Below are 17,399 nucleotides of genomic sequence, written 5' to 3'. Positions count from 1 at the left end.
AATGCGAATGTATTTTCAGGCGCTTTTTTATCACTCCGCGCCTAAGGAAAATGGCTGCGAAAGCAACCGCCCTCAAAGCAACCGCCTTCAGGCGCCGGTATGCGCTGCTGCACATACTTTGATATATTGGAATAATGCAAATATATGCAATTAAATAAAATATAATACAATAAAAAGCAATTATGCAATAAAAAGGAAAAATATGGAAAAGTTAAAGTTTTGCTAAAATTTCTGAAGGTATAGGCAATATGCATAAAAAGGCAATTTCTTTTTATTAGCTTTATACAAAAAAATCATCTTTTGTGAAAAAATATGATATTTGGTATTAATATTGCTCTCTATTTGTGTATCATCAATAAAAAAATTGGGAGGTATTAGAAATGAAAAAGAAATGGATGGTATTAGCAGCAGCGGCAGTGGTGGCTGGAAGCTTGGCAGCATGTTCTGGAGGCAGTGGGGAAACAAACGCAAATGCAGATGCACAGGCAGCAGGAAACCAGTCAGACACACAGGCGCCCTCAGACAGATCATTTCCAAACAAGACCATTGAAATGATCGTACCTTTTGGCGCAGGCGGCGGAGCTGATATTGCTACGCGTCTTATTTGCTCTTACGCAGAAAAAGAGCTGGGACAGTCCATTGTAATTAACAATGTAACAGGCGGCGGAGGAACCATCGGTCTGACACAGATGACAAAAGCAAATCCAGACGGATATACTCTTGCATATTTTGCTTCTACTAACTCTAACGACGACTTATTATTTGAAGGCGTAAGCTATAATAAAGATTCCTTTGCTCCTATTTGTCAGTTTACAGCAGATCCTCATATTATTGTAGCCAGCAAAAAGTCTGGTATTACAGATGTACAGGGATTAATTGACGCAGGCTCTGACGGAAAAACATTGTGGGGAATCGGCGGAGCGTGGACACACTGGGATTTCCTGAAAATGGAGTTTGAGGAGGCTACAGGAACAAATTACAAACGCCTTGTATATGAAGGGGGAGCGGCGGCAATTAATGATGTGGCCAGCGGAGACTGTACAGTGGCAACTCCTTTTGTCAGCGAAGCTTTAGCCCAGATTGACGCAGGAAACGTAGTTCCTATTGCAATTACAAGCAGTGAAAGAAATGAACTGGCTCCAGATGTTCCTACATTGGCAGAGTCTGGCATTGAAGCTTTAGACGGATTTTCCTCTACAATGTGGAGAGGTTTTGTAGCCCCAGCAGGCACACCTGACGAGGCTCTCCAGAAAATTTCTGATGCATTTGAAAAAGCGTGCGCAGATCCAGAATTCCAGGAGAAAGCAAAAGAAGCAGGGTTAACAATAGAATTTATGGGCTTAAATGACTTTAAGGTTTTCTATGATGAAAATCACGACAGCGTAAAAGCTTATATTGAAGGCGCAAATCTGGAAGGCTAATTAAAATTTTCCCAGAGGACAAAGGAGTGGTAGGTATGAAAAAGAATGTCCCGGATATTATAATTTCAATCGTACTGTTAGGTTTTTTGTTTTCCCTGACCATGCAGATGGATGCTATCCCCAGCGATTCAAAAATGTATCCAACGATTTTACTAACAGCCAGCTATATTATGGTTGGAATCCAGCTGCTAGTTCAGGCTGTAAAGGTGAAAAAGGCGGGGATTGTGGAAACCCAGGTGGGAGCTCAGGTAAAAATTATTCTGCCATATGCAGTTTTAATTGTAGCTTATTTGTTTTTACTGGATAAAATAGGGTACATTTTGTCTACACTTTTATTTTCCATAGTTTCTCTTATCTATTTGAAACTGAAAAGTAAAGTAGTAATGATTGCTTTATCTTTAATTATGACCCTGCTCTTATACTTTGTGTTTACAAGATTTCTCTCTGTAATTCTGCCGAGAGGAACTTGGATCACATTTGCCCTGTAATAGAGAGGAGGTTATGTCATGGAAAATATATTACTTGGATTTACAAATGTTATGCAGCCCATGAATCTGCTGATTTGTCTGGGCGGCCTTGTAATCGGAGTGCTTTTCGGAGCTTTGCCAGGCTTTTCAGCCACAATGGCAGTTGCGATCTTTGTTCCCTTTACATATACAATGGAGCCGGGAGCAGCCCTTCTTCTCCTTAGCGGTTTATACTGCGGCGGAGTTTACGGAGGTTCTATTCCAGCAGTTTTAGTAGGTATTCCAGGAACTCCTGCCTCAGCTCCTACAGCGTTAGAAGGAAAGGCTTTAGTGAAAAAGGGGGAGGCAGGAAGAGCGTTAAATTTAGTTACTTTGGCTTCAGCCTTCGGCGGATTTTTCAGCAGTATTGCTCTTTTAGTGTGCGCCCCGTTGTTAGCTAAGATTGCTATGATGGTAGGAGCGCCGGAGCAGATATTTGTAGCTATTTTTGGTTTAAGCGTAGTAGTTATGCTTTCCCAGGATAACCTGTACAAGGGCTGCCTGGTAGCGGTAGTCAGCCTGCTGATTGCCACCTTCGGCCAGGACCCTGTTATGGGATTCCCCAGATTTACATATGGATTCCCGGCTTTAGCCGGCGGTTTTCAGGTGGTGCCGGTACTAATCGGTTTGTTCTCCCTTCCAGAGGTATTTAAGATGTTAGAAGATCCTTTGGGAAAAATGGCGGAAACGGGAAAAGTAGGCTCTATGAAGCTGAGAATGACTGATATTACAAAAAATATTGTAAATGCATTCCGGTCCACAATTATTGGTATTATAACAGGCATTATCCCTGCAGCAGGCCCTGATATTGCAGCTTTTCTGGCATACAATGAGGCGAAAAAGGCCTCTAAAAAACCAGAAGAATTTGGAAATGGCTCTGCAGAGGGAATTGTGGCTGCTGAGTCAGGGAATAACGGAGTAACAGGCGGATCTTTAATTCCTCTTTTAACTTTGGGAATCCCAGGCAGCGCGCCAGCGGCAATTTTCTTAGGCGCAATGATTATTCACGGAGTAAGGCCAGGTCCAAACTTGTTTATTGAAAATGCGGCTACTGTATATACCTTGATTATTGGTTTTGCCATTATTAATTTGCTGCTGTACTTTGTAGGTATTGCTTACTGCAAATGTGGAAGCATGATTCTGCTTATACCAAAAGCAATTTTGGCTACAGTGATTGTAGTTCTTGCAGTAGTGGGAACATTTTCTATTAACAAAACCATGTTCGACGTATTTGTTATGTTTGTCTCCGGGGTAATCGGCTATATTATGCTGAGAAATGATTATCCTACTTCCCCTATTGCTCTGGCTCTTTTGCTGGGACCGATGCTGGAAAAAGCAGTTTCTTTGACAAGCACAATGTACGAAGGCAGAATTCTGGAAATTTTCCAGAGACCGCTGACAACTGTATTAATGCTGTTTACTGTATTTTCTTTTGCATTCCCATTTGTAAAAGCAGCTATGGATAAAAAGAAAAAGGCAAAAGCAGGGGAGGAGTAAAAATGGACTATATTGCATTACTGGCTGAAAAGGCTTTAGTAGGAATGAATCTGGATCAGCAGGAAAATGTATGTGTTTTGGTAAAAGACGGTTTGATTGAAGAAATTCTGCCACAAGACCAGTACAGGCAAAAGAATATTGAAAACTGCAGGGAAATTTGTCTGGGAGATAAAACCTTAATGCCAGGTCTTATAGAGTGCCACAATCATGTGACCTTAGACGCCAGACTGCCGGAGCATCTGGAAATGCTGGCTACATCCAGCGAAAGCAAGCTGACAGCTTTAGCAATCAACGCTTTAAAAGACGATTTAATGTCAGGAGTTACTACAGCCAGAAACCTGGCTGATAAGTATTATATTGATGTGGAGCTGAAACACCTGATTCAGGAAGGCGTTGTGGAGGGNTTAATGCCAGGTCTTATAGAGTGCCACAATCATGTGACCTTAGACGCCAGACTGCCGGAGCATCTGGAAATGCTGGCTACATCCAGCGAAAGCAAGCTGACAGCTTTAGCAATCAACGCTTTAAAAGACGATTTAATGTCAGGAGTTACTACAGCCAGAAACCTGGCTGATAAGTATTATATTGATGTGGAGCTGAAACACCTGATTCAGGAAGGCGTTGTGGAGGGACCGAATCTGCTGGTAGGCGGCATCGGCATGAAGGGAGCTCACGGCCACGGTTATATTGGAAGCGATCACAGCGGCGCAGAGGAAATGAGAAAAACAGCCAGGGCCAACATGAAAAAGGGCGTAGATCTTCTGAAAGTATTTGTGACGCCTGGAAATCTGTCTCTGACAGACGATTTTGTGCCCAGCTATTTAAGCCTGGAGGAAATCCGCACAGTAGTGGAGGAGGGAGCCAGACTTAATATTCCCACGGCAGCCCACTGTATAGGAGGCCAGGGGCTAAAGGACTGCCTAAAGGCAGGAGTAGCTGTCATAGAGCACATGTATGCAGCTACAGAGGAAGACATTGAGCTGTTAAGCAAGTCGGACAGCTGGGTGGACTTAACATCAGGAATCTTCCTGGACCCAACAAGAGAAGCCCATTTGTCAGAGTCCAATGCGTACAAGTTCCGTATGAACAGAGAAAAGGTAAGAAGGAACCTGGAGAAGCTGGTAAAGGCCAAAATCCCCTTTGTGCTGGGAACAGACGCATATCATACATACTTGTACAGAGAAGTAGAGTATGCGGTGGAGCTGGGAGCAGACAAAAGGTATGCGCTGCAGGGAGTAACCAGCAATGCGGCGAAGGTGTGCAGAATCAGTGAGAAAACAGGAAGCCTGGAAGCAGGAAAGGCCGCTGACATTATAGGAGTATCGGGAAATCCCCTGGAAAACGTGTCAGTATTATCAGATGTTTCTATGGTAATGAAAAACGGAAAAATTTATAAATTATAGTTGCTTACCCCAGGGCGGCGGCTGATTGATTCTACCCCCAATCAGCCGCCGCCCTTTTTATCTGGGTACTGATATGCCGTATTTTTTCATTTTCCTCCACAAAGTGCTGGGATTCATGCCAAGATATTCTGCAGTTTTGCCTCGGTTATTGCGAAAAGAGGCCAGAGCTTTTAAAATTGCAGCTTTTTCGTCGTATAAATTAGGGTCGCTCTGGACGGAGACAGTTTGCTCTAAGGATGAATCCTGAGGATGGTCTAAAATATCAGGCAGGGCCCGCAGCACAGAATCAGAGCTGGCCTCTTCTTTGTGGCAGAGGATACAAAGCCGCTCGCAGAAATTTTTCATTTCCCTAATATTTCCAGGCCAGGAATATTGGGACAAAAGCTTGGCCGCATTGCTGGAAAGCCTGCACAGGCGGCAGCCGGTTCTCTCATGTTCAAACTGAATAAAACGCTCTAAAAGCAGGCGGATGTCGCCGGGGCGTTTCCTTAAAGGGGGCAGGTTTAATTCCAACACATCCAGCCGGTACAAAAGGTCCTGGCGGAAAGTGCCTTTTTCCACTTCCTCCTTTAAATTCTTATTAGTAGCGGAAATCACCCGCACGTCAATAGGAATGACTGCATCATTTCCAAGTCTAATAATTTCCCTTTCCTGAAGAACACGAAGGAGACGGCTTTGCAGCTTAGGGGAAATATCTCCGATTTCATCCAGAAAAATAGTACCTTTGTGGGCAATTTCAAAAAATCCCATTTTTCCCCCTTTGGCCGCTCCAGTAAAAGCGCCTTCTACGTAGCCGAAAAGCTCGCTTTCCAAAAGATTTTCCGGGAGAGCGGAGCAGTTAATAGCTACAAAGGGACCGTTTCTTCTGGCGCTGCTGTTGTGTATGCTTTGAGCAAACAGCTCTTTTCCAGTACCGGTTTCCCCGTAAATTAATATATTTGAGTCAGAATAGCTGAAATCCGTGGCGTCTGAGATGACAGAATCCATAATACTGCTTTGATGAAGAATCTGAGAAAACTGGTACTTGGCCCTGAAACTGGACTTGTACATTTTCTTTCGCACTTGTCCTTCTTCAGCCTGGATTTGGGCAATATTCTGAAATGTTAAAACGCAGCCGGCATTATCATATTCGCCGGCAATAGGCACGCAGTTAAACAGCAGCTGGAGAGAGCCTCGTTGGTTTAAGTCAGAAAGAATTTTCCTGCCCTGGGTGATTACCTGATCTACGGGAATATCAGGGAAAAATTCAGATAAATGATGGCCGGTCAAAGGGGACTTAATATCCCGCATAATTGTGTGACAGTAGGAGTTTGCGTATGTAATAATGCCGGCTCTGTTGGTGGAAATAATTCCCTGGAAAGAATAATTCATAATATTGGCGATTTCATTGCTTTTTTCTTTTTCTCTTAATGCAATTTCAGCCGCCGCCTTGGCGTCTGCAATGGCAGTATTTACAGATTCTCTTCCGGATTCAATCATTACTGCAGGAATATTGTATTTTTTTGCAATTTCTACTGTAGTATATCCTCCTACCATAAATGTATTTCCGTCGTCTCTGGCCTTTAAAATAGTGGTTTCCAGCTGAGTTTCATCCATAATAGGATAGCAGGTTAAGGTTACATCCGGGAAAATGGGATTAATGGCCTCAGCTCCGTAAATCATGTTAAACGCTCCTACTACGGCAATTTTTTTAGCAGGAGACAGATGAAGACATTTATTAATGGCTGCAATAACATCATAACCGGAGACTTTCAGTTCTGCACATACAATCCCTTTTTTCTGCATCATATGGGCGGTAAAGCCTCTGGCTACCACTACGTCTGCGGTTACATTTTCCAAAGGATTATTAAAAAAATCCTGAATTACCTGGTACTGCAGCTCTGCACGGTCAGGGCGTTCTTTAAAAACCTGTTCAATAATAGGCAGAATTTGTGGATAAGGTGCGTAAAATACCATGCGGATCATAATTAATTCCTTCTTTCTTAATAAATGTCGGTACATACCATTGTAGGTAAGATGTAATAATGAAATTATACGAAAGAATATGTGAAAATGCAATAAATAAGCAGAAAAGTATTTCATAATATTGCAATATGCAATTATATATTGCTAAATATTAGGAAAATGAATGTTAAAAAGCCGTAAAGGAATCAAGAAGGCGGTCTGAATAAATCCTCTTATTTAAAAAAATTTTGATCGTTTTTCTCTTAAAAAAGAAAAAAGTTTTAGTGTGTTAAAAAGTTGGCATACTTTTTGCTTGATATAATATTATCTTCTGATCAGATGCAAAAATTACAATACTAAACAAAAAGGAGAAGATATTATGAGAATTTTAGCAACAATGAAACGTTTTCCGGCTGGAGTTATGGTAATTCCGCTTTTACTGGGCTGCTTAATGAACACATTCTTTCCAGAAGCCCTGCAGATTGGAGGCTTTACAACAGGGCTGTTTAAAAACGGAGTTCCCACATTAATCGGCTTATTTCTTTTTTGCAGCGGCGCTACTATTGATGTAAAAATGGCTGGAACAACTGTGTGGAAAGGCGTTGTGCTTACAGCATTAAAGTTTTTTGTGGGATTTGGAATGGGACTGCTGTTAAATCACTTTTTCGGAGCTGCAGGAATTTTAGGACTGACTCCTTTGGCGGTAATCGGCGCAGTGACAAACTCTAACGGCGTTATTTATGCCACATTGGCAGAAGAATTTGGAGATTCTACAGACGTAGGCGCAACCTCTATTTTAGCTTTAAATGACGGACCGTTTTTTACAATGATTGCTTTAGGCGCTTCCGGAATGGGCAACTTCCCGGCAACTGATATTATTGCCAGCATTATTCCTATGATTATTGGATTTATTATTGGAAATTTAGATCACGAATGGAGAAAGATTTTGGCCACAGGCATGATTCTCTTACCTCCTTTTAACGGCTTTGCTTTAGGAGCAGGAATGAACTTTGGCAATATTATTAATGCAGGTCTGGCAGGAATTATTTTAGGTCTTGTAACTGTTGTATGTACAGGTATTTTGACATTTATAATCTACAGCTTTTTAAGAAGAAAAGCAGATCCTATGGGAGCCGCTATTGGTACAACTGCAGGGGTAGCTACAACAACTCCAACAGCTGTTGCTATGGCTGATCCAAGATTTCAGCCTCAGGTGGAAACTGCAACTGCTCAGACAGCTGCGGCCGTTGTAATAACAGCGATTCTTTGCCCTCTTTTAGTATCATTCCTGGCAAAGTTTTCAGATAAGTGGAATAAAGCTCACGGGATTCCGGTTACAGAAAAGCATGAGGCAGAGTTATAGAAAAATGTAAACAGACAGAGGTATAAAAATGGATAGATGGATATTAACTGCAGATAAGGCTCTTTGCGGCCGGGAACTGGATCTTATAGAGAATGCTGCCATTATAGTAGAAGACGGAGTGATTAAAGAAATTATTTCCGGGCAGGCCAGAAATAACATTCATATTGCAGATGCAAAAGAAATAAATTTAGGAGATAAGACTTTAATGCCAGGTCTTATAGAGTGCCACAATCATGTGACCTTAGACGCCAGACTGCCGGAGCATCTGGAAATGCTGGCTACATCCAGCGAAAGCAAGCTGACAGCTTTAGCAATCAACGCTTTAAAAGACGATTTAATGTCAGGAGTTACTACAGCCAGAAACCTGGCTGATAAGTATTATATTGATGTGGAGCTGAAACACCTGATTCAGGAAGGCGTTGTGGAGGGACCGAATCTGCTGGTAGGCGGCATCGGCATGAAGGGAGCTCACGGCCACGGTTATATTGGAAGCGATCACAGCGGCGCAGAGGAAATGAGAAAAACAGCCAGGGCCAACATGAAAAAGGGCGTAGATCTTCTGAAAGTATTTGTGACGCCTGGAAATCTGTCTCTGACAGACGATTTTGTGCCCAGCTATTTAAGCCTGGAGGAAATCCGCACAGTAGTGGAGGAGGGAGCCAGACTTAATATTCCCACGGCAGCCCACTGTATAGGAGGCCAGGGGCTAAAGGACTGCCTAAAGGCAGGAGTGGCTGTCATAGAGCACATGTATGCAGCTACAGAGGAAGACATTGAGCTGTTAAGCAAGTCGGACAGCTGGGTGGACTTAACATCAGGAATCTTCCTGGACCCAACAAGAGAAGCCCATTTGTCAGAGTCCAATGCGTACAAGTTCCGTATGAACAGAGAAAAGGTAAGAAGGAACCTGGAGAAGCTGGTAAAGGCCAAAATCCCCTTTGTGCTGGGAACAGACGCATATCATACATACTTGTACAGAGAAGTAGAGTATGCGGTGGAGCTGGGAGCAGACAAAAGGTATGCGCTGCAGGGAGTAACCAGCAATGCGGCGAAAGTGTGCAAAATCAGTGAGAAAACAGGAAGCCTGGAAGCAGGAAAGGCCGCTGACATTATAGGAGTATCGGGAAATCCCCTGGAAAACGTGTCAGTATTATCAGATGTTTCTATGGTAATGAAAGGCGGAAAAATTTACAAGCAGTAAAGATTTTAAAAACAAGCCAGAGTCAGAATAGGAAAACTGCCTCTGGTTTTTTTGTATTTGGTAAATAAATACAACTTGTAAGCAGAGGGCTTTAATGATAAACTGGGGATAGCAAGGAGGAGAAAATTATGGAAAAAAGGAATAATAATATGGCGGTCGCCTCTCTTGTAATGGGGATTATAGCTGTAATTACTATATGCTGCCTGGGCTTGGGAGTAATCTGCGGAAGTATGGCAGTGCTGTTTGCTCTTTTATCAAACACAGAGGAGCAAATGGACAATAAGGCTAAGGCAGGGCTTATTACAGGAGGAATCAGCATAGTGCTTTCCGCTCTTTGCCTGATAGCTTTGTTATTTATAGAGTAAATATTGAAGGTATGAACGTTTGCTTATAAGCTGTTTGTCAACCTAGAGCAGGGAGGAAGTTAAATGAATGGTGAAGGAAAGAAGCCGGCTGAGTTAAAGAAAATGGCCAGATGTGCTTTAAAAGGAAAATATGATATATGTATAGGCGGAACGCTGGTGCAGTGGCTGGTATTATGCGGAATATGGGCGATACTGATGATTCCTGTAGTATTATTAATTGTTTTCGGATCTTACCAGGCTGCCACAGGAGTTCTCATTATTGTTCTGATTTTATTGGCTGTGACCTTAATATTAAGTTATATGATGAGTGTAGGCGTGCTGAAAATGTGTTATTCCATCAGCCTGGGACAGAAAGCGTCAATGTCTGATTTAATATTTGCTTTTACTCATCAGCCATGGAAGTATTTAGGCTTTGGTTTGATGATATTTGCAATCAACTTGTTTTTTGAAGTTCCAAGAGTAGTGCTGGAAATTGCCCAGTCCTCCCACATGTATTATTACAGCTATACATTTGCCGCAGTATATCAGATCGTACTGTCAATTCTTCAGTTTATTATATCTTTTATTGTGCTGCTGAATTTTGGGCAGACATTATTTATTCTTATGGACCATGAAGAAAAGGGGCTGTTAGAGGCTTTGACTTTAAGCAAAGATATGATGAAGGGCCATAAGCTGAGGCTTCTTTGGCTGTCCGTTACTTTTGCAGGAGTATATTTGCTGGGAATTTTTTCTGTAGGTATTGGTTTTCTTTGGGCCCTTCCTTATATGATGTGCACATATGCGTTTTTCTACAGAGAGCTGAAGGAATACAGGCCTGAAATAAAGAAAACAGTAATTGACGATTTTGTGTAAAATAAAGTTAAATCGCATAGAATACACTAAGAGAGTAAACTGGTGTAGCCTATGCGATTTTCAGATTTAAAGAAAAAAGAAGTGATTAATGTAAATGACTGCCGGCGTTTAGGATTTGTAGGGGACGTGGATCTGGATATGAAAACAGGATGTATTCTGGCGATTATTGTAGCCGGGCCAGGCTGCATCTGCGGTTTTTTAGGCCATGATAAGGAGTACATAATTCCGTATTGCAATATCTGTCAAGTAGGAGAGGACATTATACTGGTGGACGTGAAAAAGAAAGAAGTGGAGGAAAAATGCAAATTCTAAAGGGAAATTGTCTTGCACATATGTTTTTCCTGGGGTAAAATGGTAAATAATGAAAGAAAACAGGAGGATTTTATAGTGAAATGCCCATTTTGCAATGCAGACGATACAAAGGTTATTGATTCACGTCCTGCAGACGACAACAGCTCTATTCGCCGCCGGAGACAGTGCGAGGTATGCGGAAAGAGGTTTACTACTTATGAGAAGCTGGAGACTATGCCTCTCATGGTAATAAAAAAAGATAATTCCAGAGAAGCTTATGATCGCTCTAAGATCGAGGCAGGCATTATCCACTCCTGTCACAAAAGGCCGGTTTCCACCCAGCAGATCAATGCCATGATTGATGAAATTGAAAATGAAATTTTCAACATGGAAGAAAAGGAAGTGGAGACTACCAAGATTGGGGAGCTGGTAATGAAAAAGCTGCAAAGTCTGGATGAGGTGGCTTACGTTCGTTTTGCGTCTGTGTACAGAGAATTTAAAGATGTAAATACTTTTATGGAGGAGCTGGGAAAGCTGCTGAAAAAATAGGAAAATAATATGCTGAAACATTTTTATCCAAAACAATATGTGGAATCTGTATATGAGATTCCATTTGAAAAGCTGGCTAAAAAAGGGGTGAAGGGAGTTTTGTTTGACATAGACAATACTCTTGTGCCTCACGGCGCTCCGGCAGATGAAAAGGCAGTGGAGCTGTTTGCAAGGCTGCGCGCCATAGGTTTAAAAACCTGCTTAATTTCCAATAATAAGGAGCCCAGAGTGAAATCCTTTGCTCAGGCAGTGGAAAGCCTTTACATTTACAAAGGAGGAAAGCCTGGAAGAAAGGGATATATAAAAGCCATGGAGCTGGCAAAAACAGATAAATCCTCCACAATATTTGTGGGGGATCAGCTGTTTACAGATATTTGGGGAGCGAACAGAACCGGGATCAAAAGCATTCTGGTAAAGCCTATTAACCCAAAAGAAGAAATACAAATTGTGCTGAAACGGATTCCTGAGAAAGCAGTTCTCTGGTTTTATGGACGTCAGCAGAAAAAGACAAGAAAGAAGACATATGATGATTAGCGGAAAAACAAAGGTATATGGAATTTTAGCAAATCCGGTGGAGCATTCCCTTTCGCCGGCTATGCACAATTTCTGGTCCAAGCAGACAAATAAAGATATGGTTTATGTGCCTTTAAAGGTGGAACCTGGCCAGGTAAAGGAAGCTGTAAAGGGAGCCTGGGCCATGAATTTAGGTGGAATGAATGTTACTGTTCCTTATAAACAGCAGGTGATGGAGCATTTATCCCAAATTGACGAGGACGCTTTGGCCATTGGAGCAGTAAATACCCTGGTGCCTGCAGAGACAGGCTACAAAGGTTATAATACAGATGCAAAAGGGCTGCTTAGGGCAATTAAGGAAAAAAACATTGAAATACAGGGGAAGAGATGGGTTCTTTTAGGCGCAGGCGGAGCTGCTAAGGCGGCAGGCTATATATTAATGAAAGAGGGAGCAAAGCAGCTTTTTATACTGAACAGATCTGTGGAAAAGGGAGAAGCTTTAGCAAAGGAGCTGAAACAGATTTTTGGAAAAGGAGAAGTAAAGGCCATGGCTTTAAGCCAATGGAGAGAGCTGCCAGAAGACAGATACAGCTGTATTCAGTCTACCAGCGTAGGCATGTTCCCGGATAAGGATCATTCTCCCATAGAAGACTCAGAGTTTTTTAAAAGAATTGACAAAGCCATAGATATTATATATACTCCGGCGGAAACAAAGTTTATGAGGCTGGTAAAGGAAGCAGGCGGCGCTGCTTACAATGGACTGGACATGCTGATTTATCAGGGAGTCATTGCGTATGAACTTTGGCATCCAGATATTAAGCTTACAATGGAACAGGTAAAAGGCGCGAAAGCCCTTCTTACCAGTATGCTGGAGGGAAAGCTTTGATAAAGGGAAATATAATATTTATCGGTTTTATGGGCGCAGGAAAAACAAGCATTGGAACAGAATGCGCAAAAAAATGGGGAAAGCAGTTTTTGGATACAGACCAATATATAGAGGCCCACGCAGGGAAAACTATAAAAGAAATTTTCAAGGACTACGGGGAAGATACTTTCCGGCAAATGGAGACAGAAGCCTTGTGCAGTATTCTGGACACTGTGGAAAATTCAGTTATTTCCGTAGGAGGAGGACTGCCTTTAAGGGAAATTAACAGAGGCATTTTAAGACAAATAGGCACGGTTGTTTATTTAAAAGTAAGCCCGGAAGCAGTGAGAGAAAGATTAAAGGGAGATACTTCAAGACCTTTACTTCAGGGAGAAAGCCCGGAAGAGAAAATAAAAGCTCTTTTGACAAAGAGAGGGCCTGTTTATCAGCAGGCGGCTCACATGGTTGTAGATACAGACGGAAAAACTATTTCTGAGATAATCGGTGAATTAGAGCAGGCAGGAGGCGCAGAGTAATAATGAAGCTGTTAGTATTAAACGGCCCCAATATTAATTTTGTAGGTATTAGGGAAAAAGGAATTTACGGTACAAGGAATTATGAGTGGCTGAAAAGTATGCTGGAGAAAAAAGGAGCAGAAGAAGGCCATCAGATAGAGGTGTTTCAAAGTAATTATGAGGGAGGCCTTATTGACAGGATTCAAGAGGCCTACAGAGACGGCACTCAGGGGATTATTATTAATCCGGGAGCGTTTACCCATTATAGTATTGCTTTGCGGGATGCCCTGGCTTCTGTGGACATGCCTATTATTGAGGTGCATATTTCCAATGTGCATAAGCGGGAGGAGTTTCGCCATGTTTCAGTGACAGCCCCTGTATGTACAGGCCAGGTGGTGGGTCTGGGGCTGGAGGGCTATGTCTTGGCCATGGATTATCTCACTGGAGAATTTTGCAAAAAATAGTTGAAAATGCACTTGTTTTAGTATAGAATGAAGAAGATTAATTTAGGATTAGACAAGAACAGATAACAAGGAGGAATATCATTTATGGTATCAGCTGGTGATTTTAGAAACGGCCTCACCATTGAAATTGAGGGAAATGTATTTCAGATTATGGAGTTCCAGCATGTGAAGCCAGGTAAAGGTGCAGCATTTGTTAGAACTAAGATTAAAAATATTATCAGTGGCGGAGTAGTGGAGAGAACCTTCCGTCCAACAGAGAAGTTTCCACAGGCAAGAATTGACAGAGTGGACATGCAGTATCTTTACGCGGACGGTGATTTATTTCACTTTATGAACGTAGAAAACTACGATCAGGTAGCGTTAAATGGCGATACAATCGGAGATGCACTGAAGTTTGTAAAGGAAAATGAAATGTGTAAGGTATGTTCCTACAATGGAAACGTATTCTCTGTAGAGCCTCCTTTGTTTGTTGAACTGGAGATCACTGATACAGAGCCAGGTTTCAAGGGAGATACAGCTACAGGAGCTACAAAGCCAGCTATTGTTGAGACGGGAGCAAGCGTACAGGTACCTCTGTTTGTAAGCCAGGGAGACAAGATTAAAATTGATACTCGTACAGGCGAATATCTTTCCAGAGTATAAGAGAAAATGTAAAAAGGGGGGCTGCGCTGCAGGCCTCTTTTTTTGACTCGTAGAAAATTCACGCCTGCACTCTTTTTCCCCAGAAATATAAGTTAGTTTCTCCGGGAATATGGAAGGATATATTTTGAAAGAGAATAAAAAACGGGATATTAGATATGATTTTCTGAGAGCTTTATGTGTTGGGGCAATTATTGGAGTTCATTGTCTGCCTGCTCAGGCCATTACCTCCAGACAGGTGTGGTTTCACTGGATTGTGACGCCGGTGCTGTTGTCTGCGGTGGGAATATATTTTATGCTCAGCGGTTTGTTTCTTCTTCAGTCTCCCCCTGAAAGTATAGGTGAGTTTTATAAAAAAAGAATAAAAGCCATAATAGTGCCGTTTGTGCTTTATGGCGCCGTTTATTTTATAGTGTGGGCTGTGAAGGCGGAAGAGAAAATTTTTATGTGTAAATATATACATCTATTTTTTACAGAGCTGATTTCAGGTGAATTGCCGGAGGCCTCTCACATGTGGTTTATGTACGTGCTGTTTGGACTTTATTTATGTACGCCCTTTTTAAGCAGAATGACCTGCGCCATGAAAGATGTGGAGTTAAAATGGCTGCTTGGAATAGTAATAGGGGTGCAGGCCATGATTACATTAGGAGAAAATCTGGGATTTAGTGTCCAAACGGCTTTTCAGTATGTAATTTTCTCCGGGTGGTGTATCTACTATATATTAGGATATGGATTAAGGCGGCTGTGTGCAAAAAAGGATTATAAAGTGTTTATTTTTTTGGGAGCGGCAGGGCTTTTAATTACAGTGGCGCAAAAGCGGCTGGAGCTTGGAACGGGAGCTAATATCCATGATCTATCTCCTGCTATGATGGCCATAGGGGCGGCAATTTTTTTGACATTTGAGTTTTACGGGGAAGTAAAGAACAATTATGTAAAAAAGGCTGTCAGCTGGATCAGTAAGTACAGTTATTCTATTTATTTGATCCACTTTTTACTCCTTCAGCAATTTGTCAGACCTATATTATTTCCGGAATTGGAAAACCAGCATTATTTTTGGGGAACAGGACTGAGAGCTACGGCCACTTTTCTGCTGTCAGCAGGATTTGCTTTTATTTTTGACAATACAGCAGTAAGGGGAATAAGATATGTTTTTTCCCTTGCTTTTCCAGTAGGCTTGCCGTATAATAAAAATTCGGATTAAGATATATATAGAATGAAAATAGATAGAAGGAAGGGGACAACAAAGTATGAAAAAAATTCTGGATTTAATTGCAGAAAAGCTGGCTCCAGCATTTACTGAAAGCGGCTACGATGCCTCCTATGCCAAGGCGGTTCTGTCTAACAGACCAGATTTATGTGAGTACCAGTGCAATGGGGCGATGGCAGCTGCCAAGGCGTACAAAAAGAAGCCCACTGATATTGCTCATAATGTAGCGGAAAAGCTGTCGGGGGATTCAATGTTTTCGCAAGTGGAAGCTGTGATGCCTGGATTTATTAATATAAAACTGCAGGAGACCTGGCTGGCAGACTATATAAACAGTATGTCTAAGGCAGAAAAACTGGGTCTGGAGGAAGTGGAGAAGCCGGAGACTATTATTGTGGACTACGGCGGAGCTAATGTGGCCAAGCCTCTTCACGTAGGACATTTAAGGGCGGCTATAATCGGTGAAAGCATAAAAAGAATGGGACGTTTTCTGGGCCACAATGTAATTGGCGATGTGCATCTTGGCGACTGGGGGCTTCAGATGGGCCTGATTATTGAAGAATTGAGGGACAGAAAGCCAGAGCTTCCATATTTTGATGAAAATTTCCAGGGAGAATATCCTGAGGAGGCTCCGTTTACCATCGGAGAGCTGGAAGAAATTTATCCTGCTGCCAGTGGAAAATCAAAAACAGATGAAGCTTTTAAAGAAAGAGCCCAGACTGCAACTTTTCAGCTGCAGAACGGGTATGCTCCTTACCGGGCTATCTGGAAGCACATTATGAATGTGTCTGTAGCGGATTTAAAGAAAAATTATAATAATCTGAATGTACACTTTGACCTTTGGAAGGGGGAAAGCGATGCCCAACCTTATATTCCAGGGTTGATTCAGGATTTAATAGATAAGGGACTGGCATATGAAAGCCAGGGCGCTTTAGTGGTGGATATTGCCGAGGACAGTGATTCTAAGGAGCTTCCTCCCTGTATTGTGAGAAAGTCGGACGGAGCAGCCCTTTACGCTACCTCGGATTTAGCTACATTAGTAGAAAGAGAGCAGGATTTCTCCCCTAATCGCTATATTTATGTGGTGGATAAAAGGCAGGAGCTGCACTTTACCCAGGTGTTCCGGGTTGCCAAAAAGGCAGGAATTGTATCCCAGGATACTCCTATGATTTTCCTGGGCTTTGGCACTATGAACGGAAAAGACGGAAAGCCTTTTAAAACAAGAGAAGGCGGGGTTATGCGCCTGGAAACCTTGATTTCCGAAATAAATGAGGCTGTGTTTGACAGAATTATGGAAAACAGGACAGTGACTGAGGAAGAGGCAAGGGAGACGGCAGGTATTGTAGGACTTTCCGCCTTAAAGTACGGAGATCTGTCTAATCAGGCGGCTAAGGATTATGTATTTGACGTGGACAGATTTATTTCCTTTGAGGGAAATACAGGTCCTTATATTTTATATACGATTGTAAGAATTAAATCTATTTTAAATAAATACGGGGAGATTGACAAATCTGCTAAAATTCTGCCGGCAGTGACAGAGGCAGAAAAGGCTCTCCAGCTGGAAATTTCTAAGTATAATGAGGTGCTTATGAACAGCTTTGGGGAGACAGCGCCTCATAAAATCTGTCAGTATGTGTATGATTTGTCCAATGCCTGCAACCGTTTTTACCATGATACGAAGATTTTGTCAGAGGAAGATAAAGCCCAGAGAGAAAGCTGGCTGCTTTTAATCGGTCTGGCAAAAAGCGTGCTGGAAACATGTATTGACCTGCTTGGTATTGAAGCGCCGGAGCGTATGTAAAGAATC

General features: G+C 42.1%; 18 protein-coding genes. 17 read left to right on the top strand and 1 reads right to left on the bottom strand.

The window, feature by feature from the left end; translation table 11 throughout:
- The first annotated feature begins 380 nt into the window (after positions 1-380).
- The 4 genes from C1A07_RS02675 to C1A07_RS02660 are packed head-to-tail and all read left to right on the top strand — an operon-like array spanning position 381 to position 4,827.
- Complete coding sequence (locus C1A07_RS02675) at positions 381-1,421, top strand: tripartite tricarboxylate transporter substrate binding protein (RefSeq protein ID WP_101875736.1); 1,041 nt, start codon at positions 381-383, stop codon at positions 1,419-1,421.
- Positions 1,422-1,456: 35 nt separating this feature from the next.
- Positions 1,457-1,909 carry a tripartite tricarboxylate transporter TctB family protein gene (locus C1A07_RS02670; RefSeq protein WP_101875735.1) on the top strand — a complete coding sequence of 151 codons (453 nt, stop codon included), beginning with the start codon at positions 1,457-1,459 and terminating at the stop codon, positions 1,907-1,909.
- A gap of 18 nt (positions 1,910-1,927) precedes the next feature.
- On the top strand, positions 1,928-3,424 hold the full coding sequence (locus C1A07_RS02665) for a tripartite tricarboxylate transporter permease (RefSeq protein ID WP_101875734.1): 1,497 nt from the start codon (positions 1,928-1,930) through the stop codon (positions 3,422-3,424).
- Positions 3,425-3,426: 2 nt separating this feature from the next.
- Entirely contained in the window at positions 3,427-4,827 is a 1,401-nt protein-coding gene (locus C1A07_RS02660; protein WP_242972228.1) for an amidohydrolase family protein, read from the top strand.
- Between the two features lie 57 nt (positions 4,828-4,884).
- Here the strand turns inward: C1A07_RS02660 and C1A07_RS02655 are convergent, their stop codons facing one another.
- Positions 4,885-6,792 (bottom strand): sigma 54-interacting transcriptional regulator, encoded by a 1,908-nt coding sequence (locus C1A07_RS02655; protein ID WP_101875733.1) that lies wholly within the window; start codon positions 6,790-6,792, stop codon positions 4,885-4,887.
- Positions 6,793-7,150: 358 nt separating this feature from the next.
- Between C1A07_RS02655 and C1A07_RS02650 the strand changes: the two genes are divergently transcribed.
- The 13 genes from C1A07_RS02650 (at position 7,151) to argS (ending at position 17,393) form a co-directional block, all read left to right on the top strand.
- Positions 7,151-8,134 carry a 2-keto-3-deoxygluconate permease gene (locus C1A07_RS02650; protein ID WP_101875732.1) on the top strand — a complete coding sequence of 328 codons (984 nt, stop codon included), beginning with the start codon at positions 7,151-7,153 and terminating at the stop codon, positions 8,132-8,134.
- 28 nt (positions 8,135-8,162) lie between these two features.
- On the top strand, positions 8,163-9,335 hold the full coding sequence (locus C1A07_RS02645; protein ID WP_101875731.1) for an amidohydrolase family protein: 1,173 nt from the start codon (positions 8,163-8,165) through the stop codon (positions 9,333-9,335).
- Between the two features lie 128 nt (positions 9,336-9,463).
- Positions 9,464-9,700, top strand: coding sequence for a hypothetical protein (locus C1A07_RS02640; RefSeq protein WP_101875730.1), 237 nt, complete (start codon positions 9,464-9,466; stop codon positions 9,698-9,700).
- 63 nt (positions 9,701-9,763) lie between these two features.
- Positions 9,764-10,552, top strand: coding sequence for a DUF975 family protein (locus C1A07_RS02635; protein WP_101875729.1), 789 nt, complete (start codon positions 9,764-9,766; stop codon positions 10,550-10,552).
- A 51-nt stretch (positions 10,553-10,603) separates the two neighbouring features.
- A complete protein-coding gene (locus tag C1A07_RS02630) occupies positions 10,604-10,864 on the top strand; it encodes a PRC-barrel domain-containing protein (protein WP_101875728.1) in 261 nt (86 codons plus the stop codon).
- A gap of 75 nt (positions 10,865-10,939) precedes the next feature.
- Positions 10,940-11,392, top strand: coding sequence for a transcriptional regulator NrdR (gene nrdR, locus C1A07_RS02625; RefSeq protein WP_101878006.1), 453 nt, complete (start codon positions 10,940-10,942; stop codon positions 11,390-11,392).
- Between the two features lie 9 nt (positions 11,393-11,401).
- Positions 11,402-11,926: a YqeG family HAD IIIA-type phosphatase gene (locus C1A07_RS02620; RefSeq protein WP_101875727.1), complete on the top strand. Its 525-nt coding sequence runs from the start codon at positions 11,402-11,404 to the stop codon at positions 11,924-11,926.
- Complete coding sequence (aroE, locus tag C1A07_RS16320) at positions 11,916-12,791, top strand: shikimate dehydrogenase (protein WP_242972227.1); 876 nt, start codon at positions 11,916-11,918, stop codon at positions 12,789-12,791. Before C1A07_RS02620 ends, aroE begins: the two co-directional genes overlap by 11 nt.
- Entirely contained in the window at positions 12,788-13,306 is a 519-nt protein-coding gene (locus C1A07_RS16315) for a shikimate kinase (RefSeq protein ID WP_242972226.1), read from the top strand. The genes aroE and C1A07_RS16315 overlap by 4 nt, the downstream gene beginning before the upstream one ends.
- Before the next feature lie 2 nt (positions 13,307-13,308).
- Positions 13,309-13,749: a type II 3-dehydroquinate dehydratase gene (gene aroQ, locus C1A07_RS02605; RefSeq protein ID WP_101875725.1), complete on the top strand. Its 441-nt coding sequence runs from the start codon at positions 13,309-13,311 to the stop codon at positions 13,747-13,749.
- 84 nt (positions 13,750-13,833) lie between these two features.
- Complete coding sequence (gene efp / locus C1A07_RS02600) at positions 13,834-14,391, top strand: elongation factor P (RefSeq protein WP_101875724.1); 558 nt, start codon at positions 13,834-13,836, stop codon at positions 14,389-14,391.
- 124 nt (positions 14,392-14,515) lie between these two features.
- A complete protein-coding gene (locus C1A07_RS02595; RefSeq protein WP_180952159.1) occupies positions 14,516-15,589 on the top strand; it encodes an acyltransferase in 1,074 nt (357 codons plus the stop codon).
- Between the two features lie 46 nt (positions 15,590-15,635).
- A complete protein-coding gene (argS, locus tag C1A07_RS02590; protein ID WP_101875722.1) occupies positions 15,636-17,393 on the top strand; it encodes an arginine--tRNA ligase in 1,758 nt (585 codons plus the stop codon).
- Positions 17,394-17,399 lie beyond the last annotated feature (6 nt).

It is taken from the genome of Lachnoclostridium edouardi (genome assembly GCF_900240245.1).
In the GTDB taxonomy this organism is placed as follows: Bacteria; Bacillota; Clostridia; order Lachnospirales; family Lachnospiraceae; genus Lachnoclostridium_A; species Lachnoclostridium_A edouardi.
This window is presented reverse-complemented; position numbering and strand designations above follow the sequence as displayed.

Coding starts and splice junctions, on each gene's coding strand:
- C1A07_RS02675 (WP_101875736.1), top strand. CDS start 381: ATGAAAAAGAAATGGATGGTATTAGCAGCAGCGGCAGTGGTGGCTGGA.
- C1A07_RS02670 (WP_101875735.1), top strand. CDS start 1,457: ATGAAAAAGAATGTCCCGGATATTATAATTTCAATCGTACTGTTAGGT.
- C1A07_RS02665 (WP_101875734.1), top strand. CDS start 1,928: ATGGAAAATATATTACTTGGATTTACAAATGTTATGCAGCCCATGAAT.
- C1A07_RS02655 (WP_101875733.1), bottom strand. CDS start 6,792: ATGATCCGCATGGTATTTTACGCACCTTATCCACAAATTCTGCCTATT.
- C1A07_RS02650 (WP_101875732.1), top strand. CDS start 7,151: ATGAGAATTTTAGCAACAATGAAACGTTTTCCGGCTGGAGTTATGGTA.
- C1A07_RS02645 (WP_101875731.1), top strand. CDS start 8,163: ATGGATAGATGGATATTAACTGCAGATAAGGCTCTTTGCGGCCGGGAA.
- C1A07_RS02640 (WP_101875730.1), top strand. CDS start 9,464: ATGGAAAAAAGGAATAATAATATGGCGGTCGCCTCTCTTGTAATGGGG.
- C1A07_RS02635 (WP_101875729.1), top strand. CDS start 9,764: ATGAATGGTGAAGGAAAGAAGCCGGCTGAGTTAAAGAAAATGGCCAGA.
- C1A07_RS02630 (WP_101875728.1), top strand. CDS start 10,604: ATGCGATTTTCAGATTTAAAGAAAAAAGAAGTGATTAATGTAAATGAC.
- C1A07_RS02620 (WP_101875727.1), top strand. CDS start 11,402: ATGCTGAAACATTTTTATCCAAAACAATATGTGGAATCTGTATATGAG.
- aroE (WP_242972227.1), top strand. CDS start 11,916: ATGATGATTAGCGGAAAAACAAAGGTATATGGAATTTTAGCAAATCCG.
- aroQ (WP_101875725.1), top strand. CDS start 13,309: ATGAAGCTGTTAGTATTAAACGGCCCCAATATTAATTTTGTAGGTATT.
- efp (WP_101875724.1), top strand. CDS start 13,834: ATGGTATCAGCTGGTGATTTTAGAAACGGCCTCACCATTGAAATTGAG.
- argS (WP_101875722.1), top strand. CDS start 15,636: ATGAAAAAAATTCTGGATTTAATTGCAGAAAAGCTGGCTCCAGCATTT.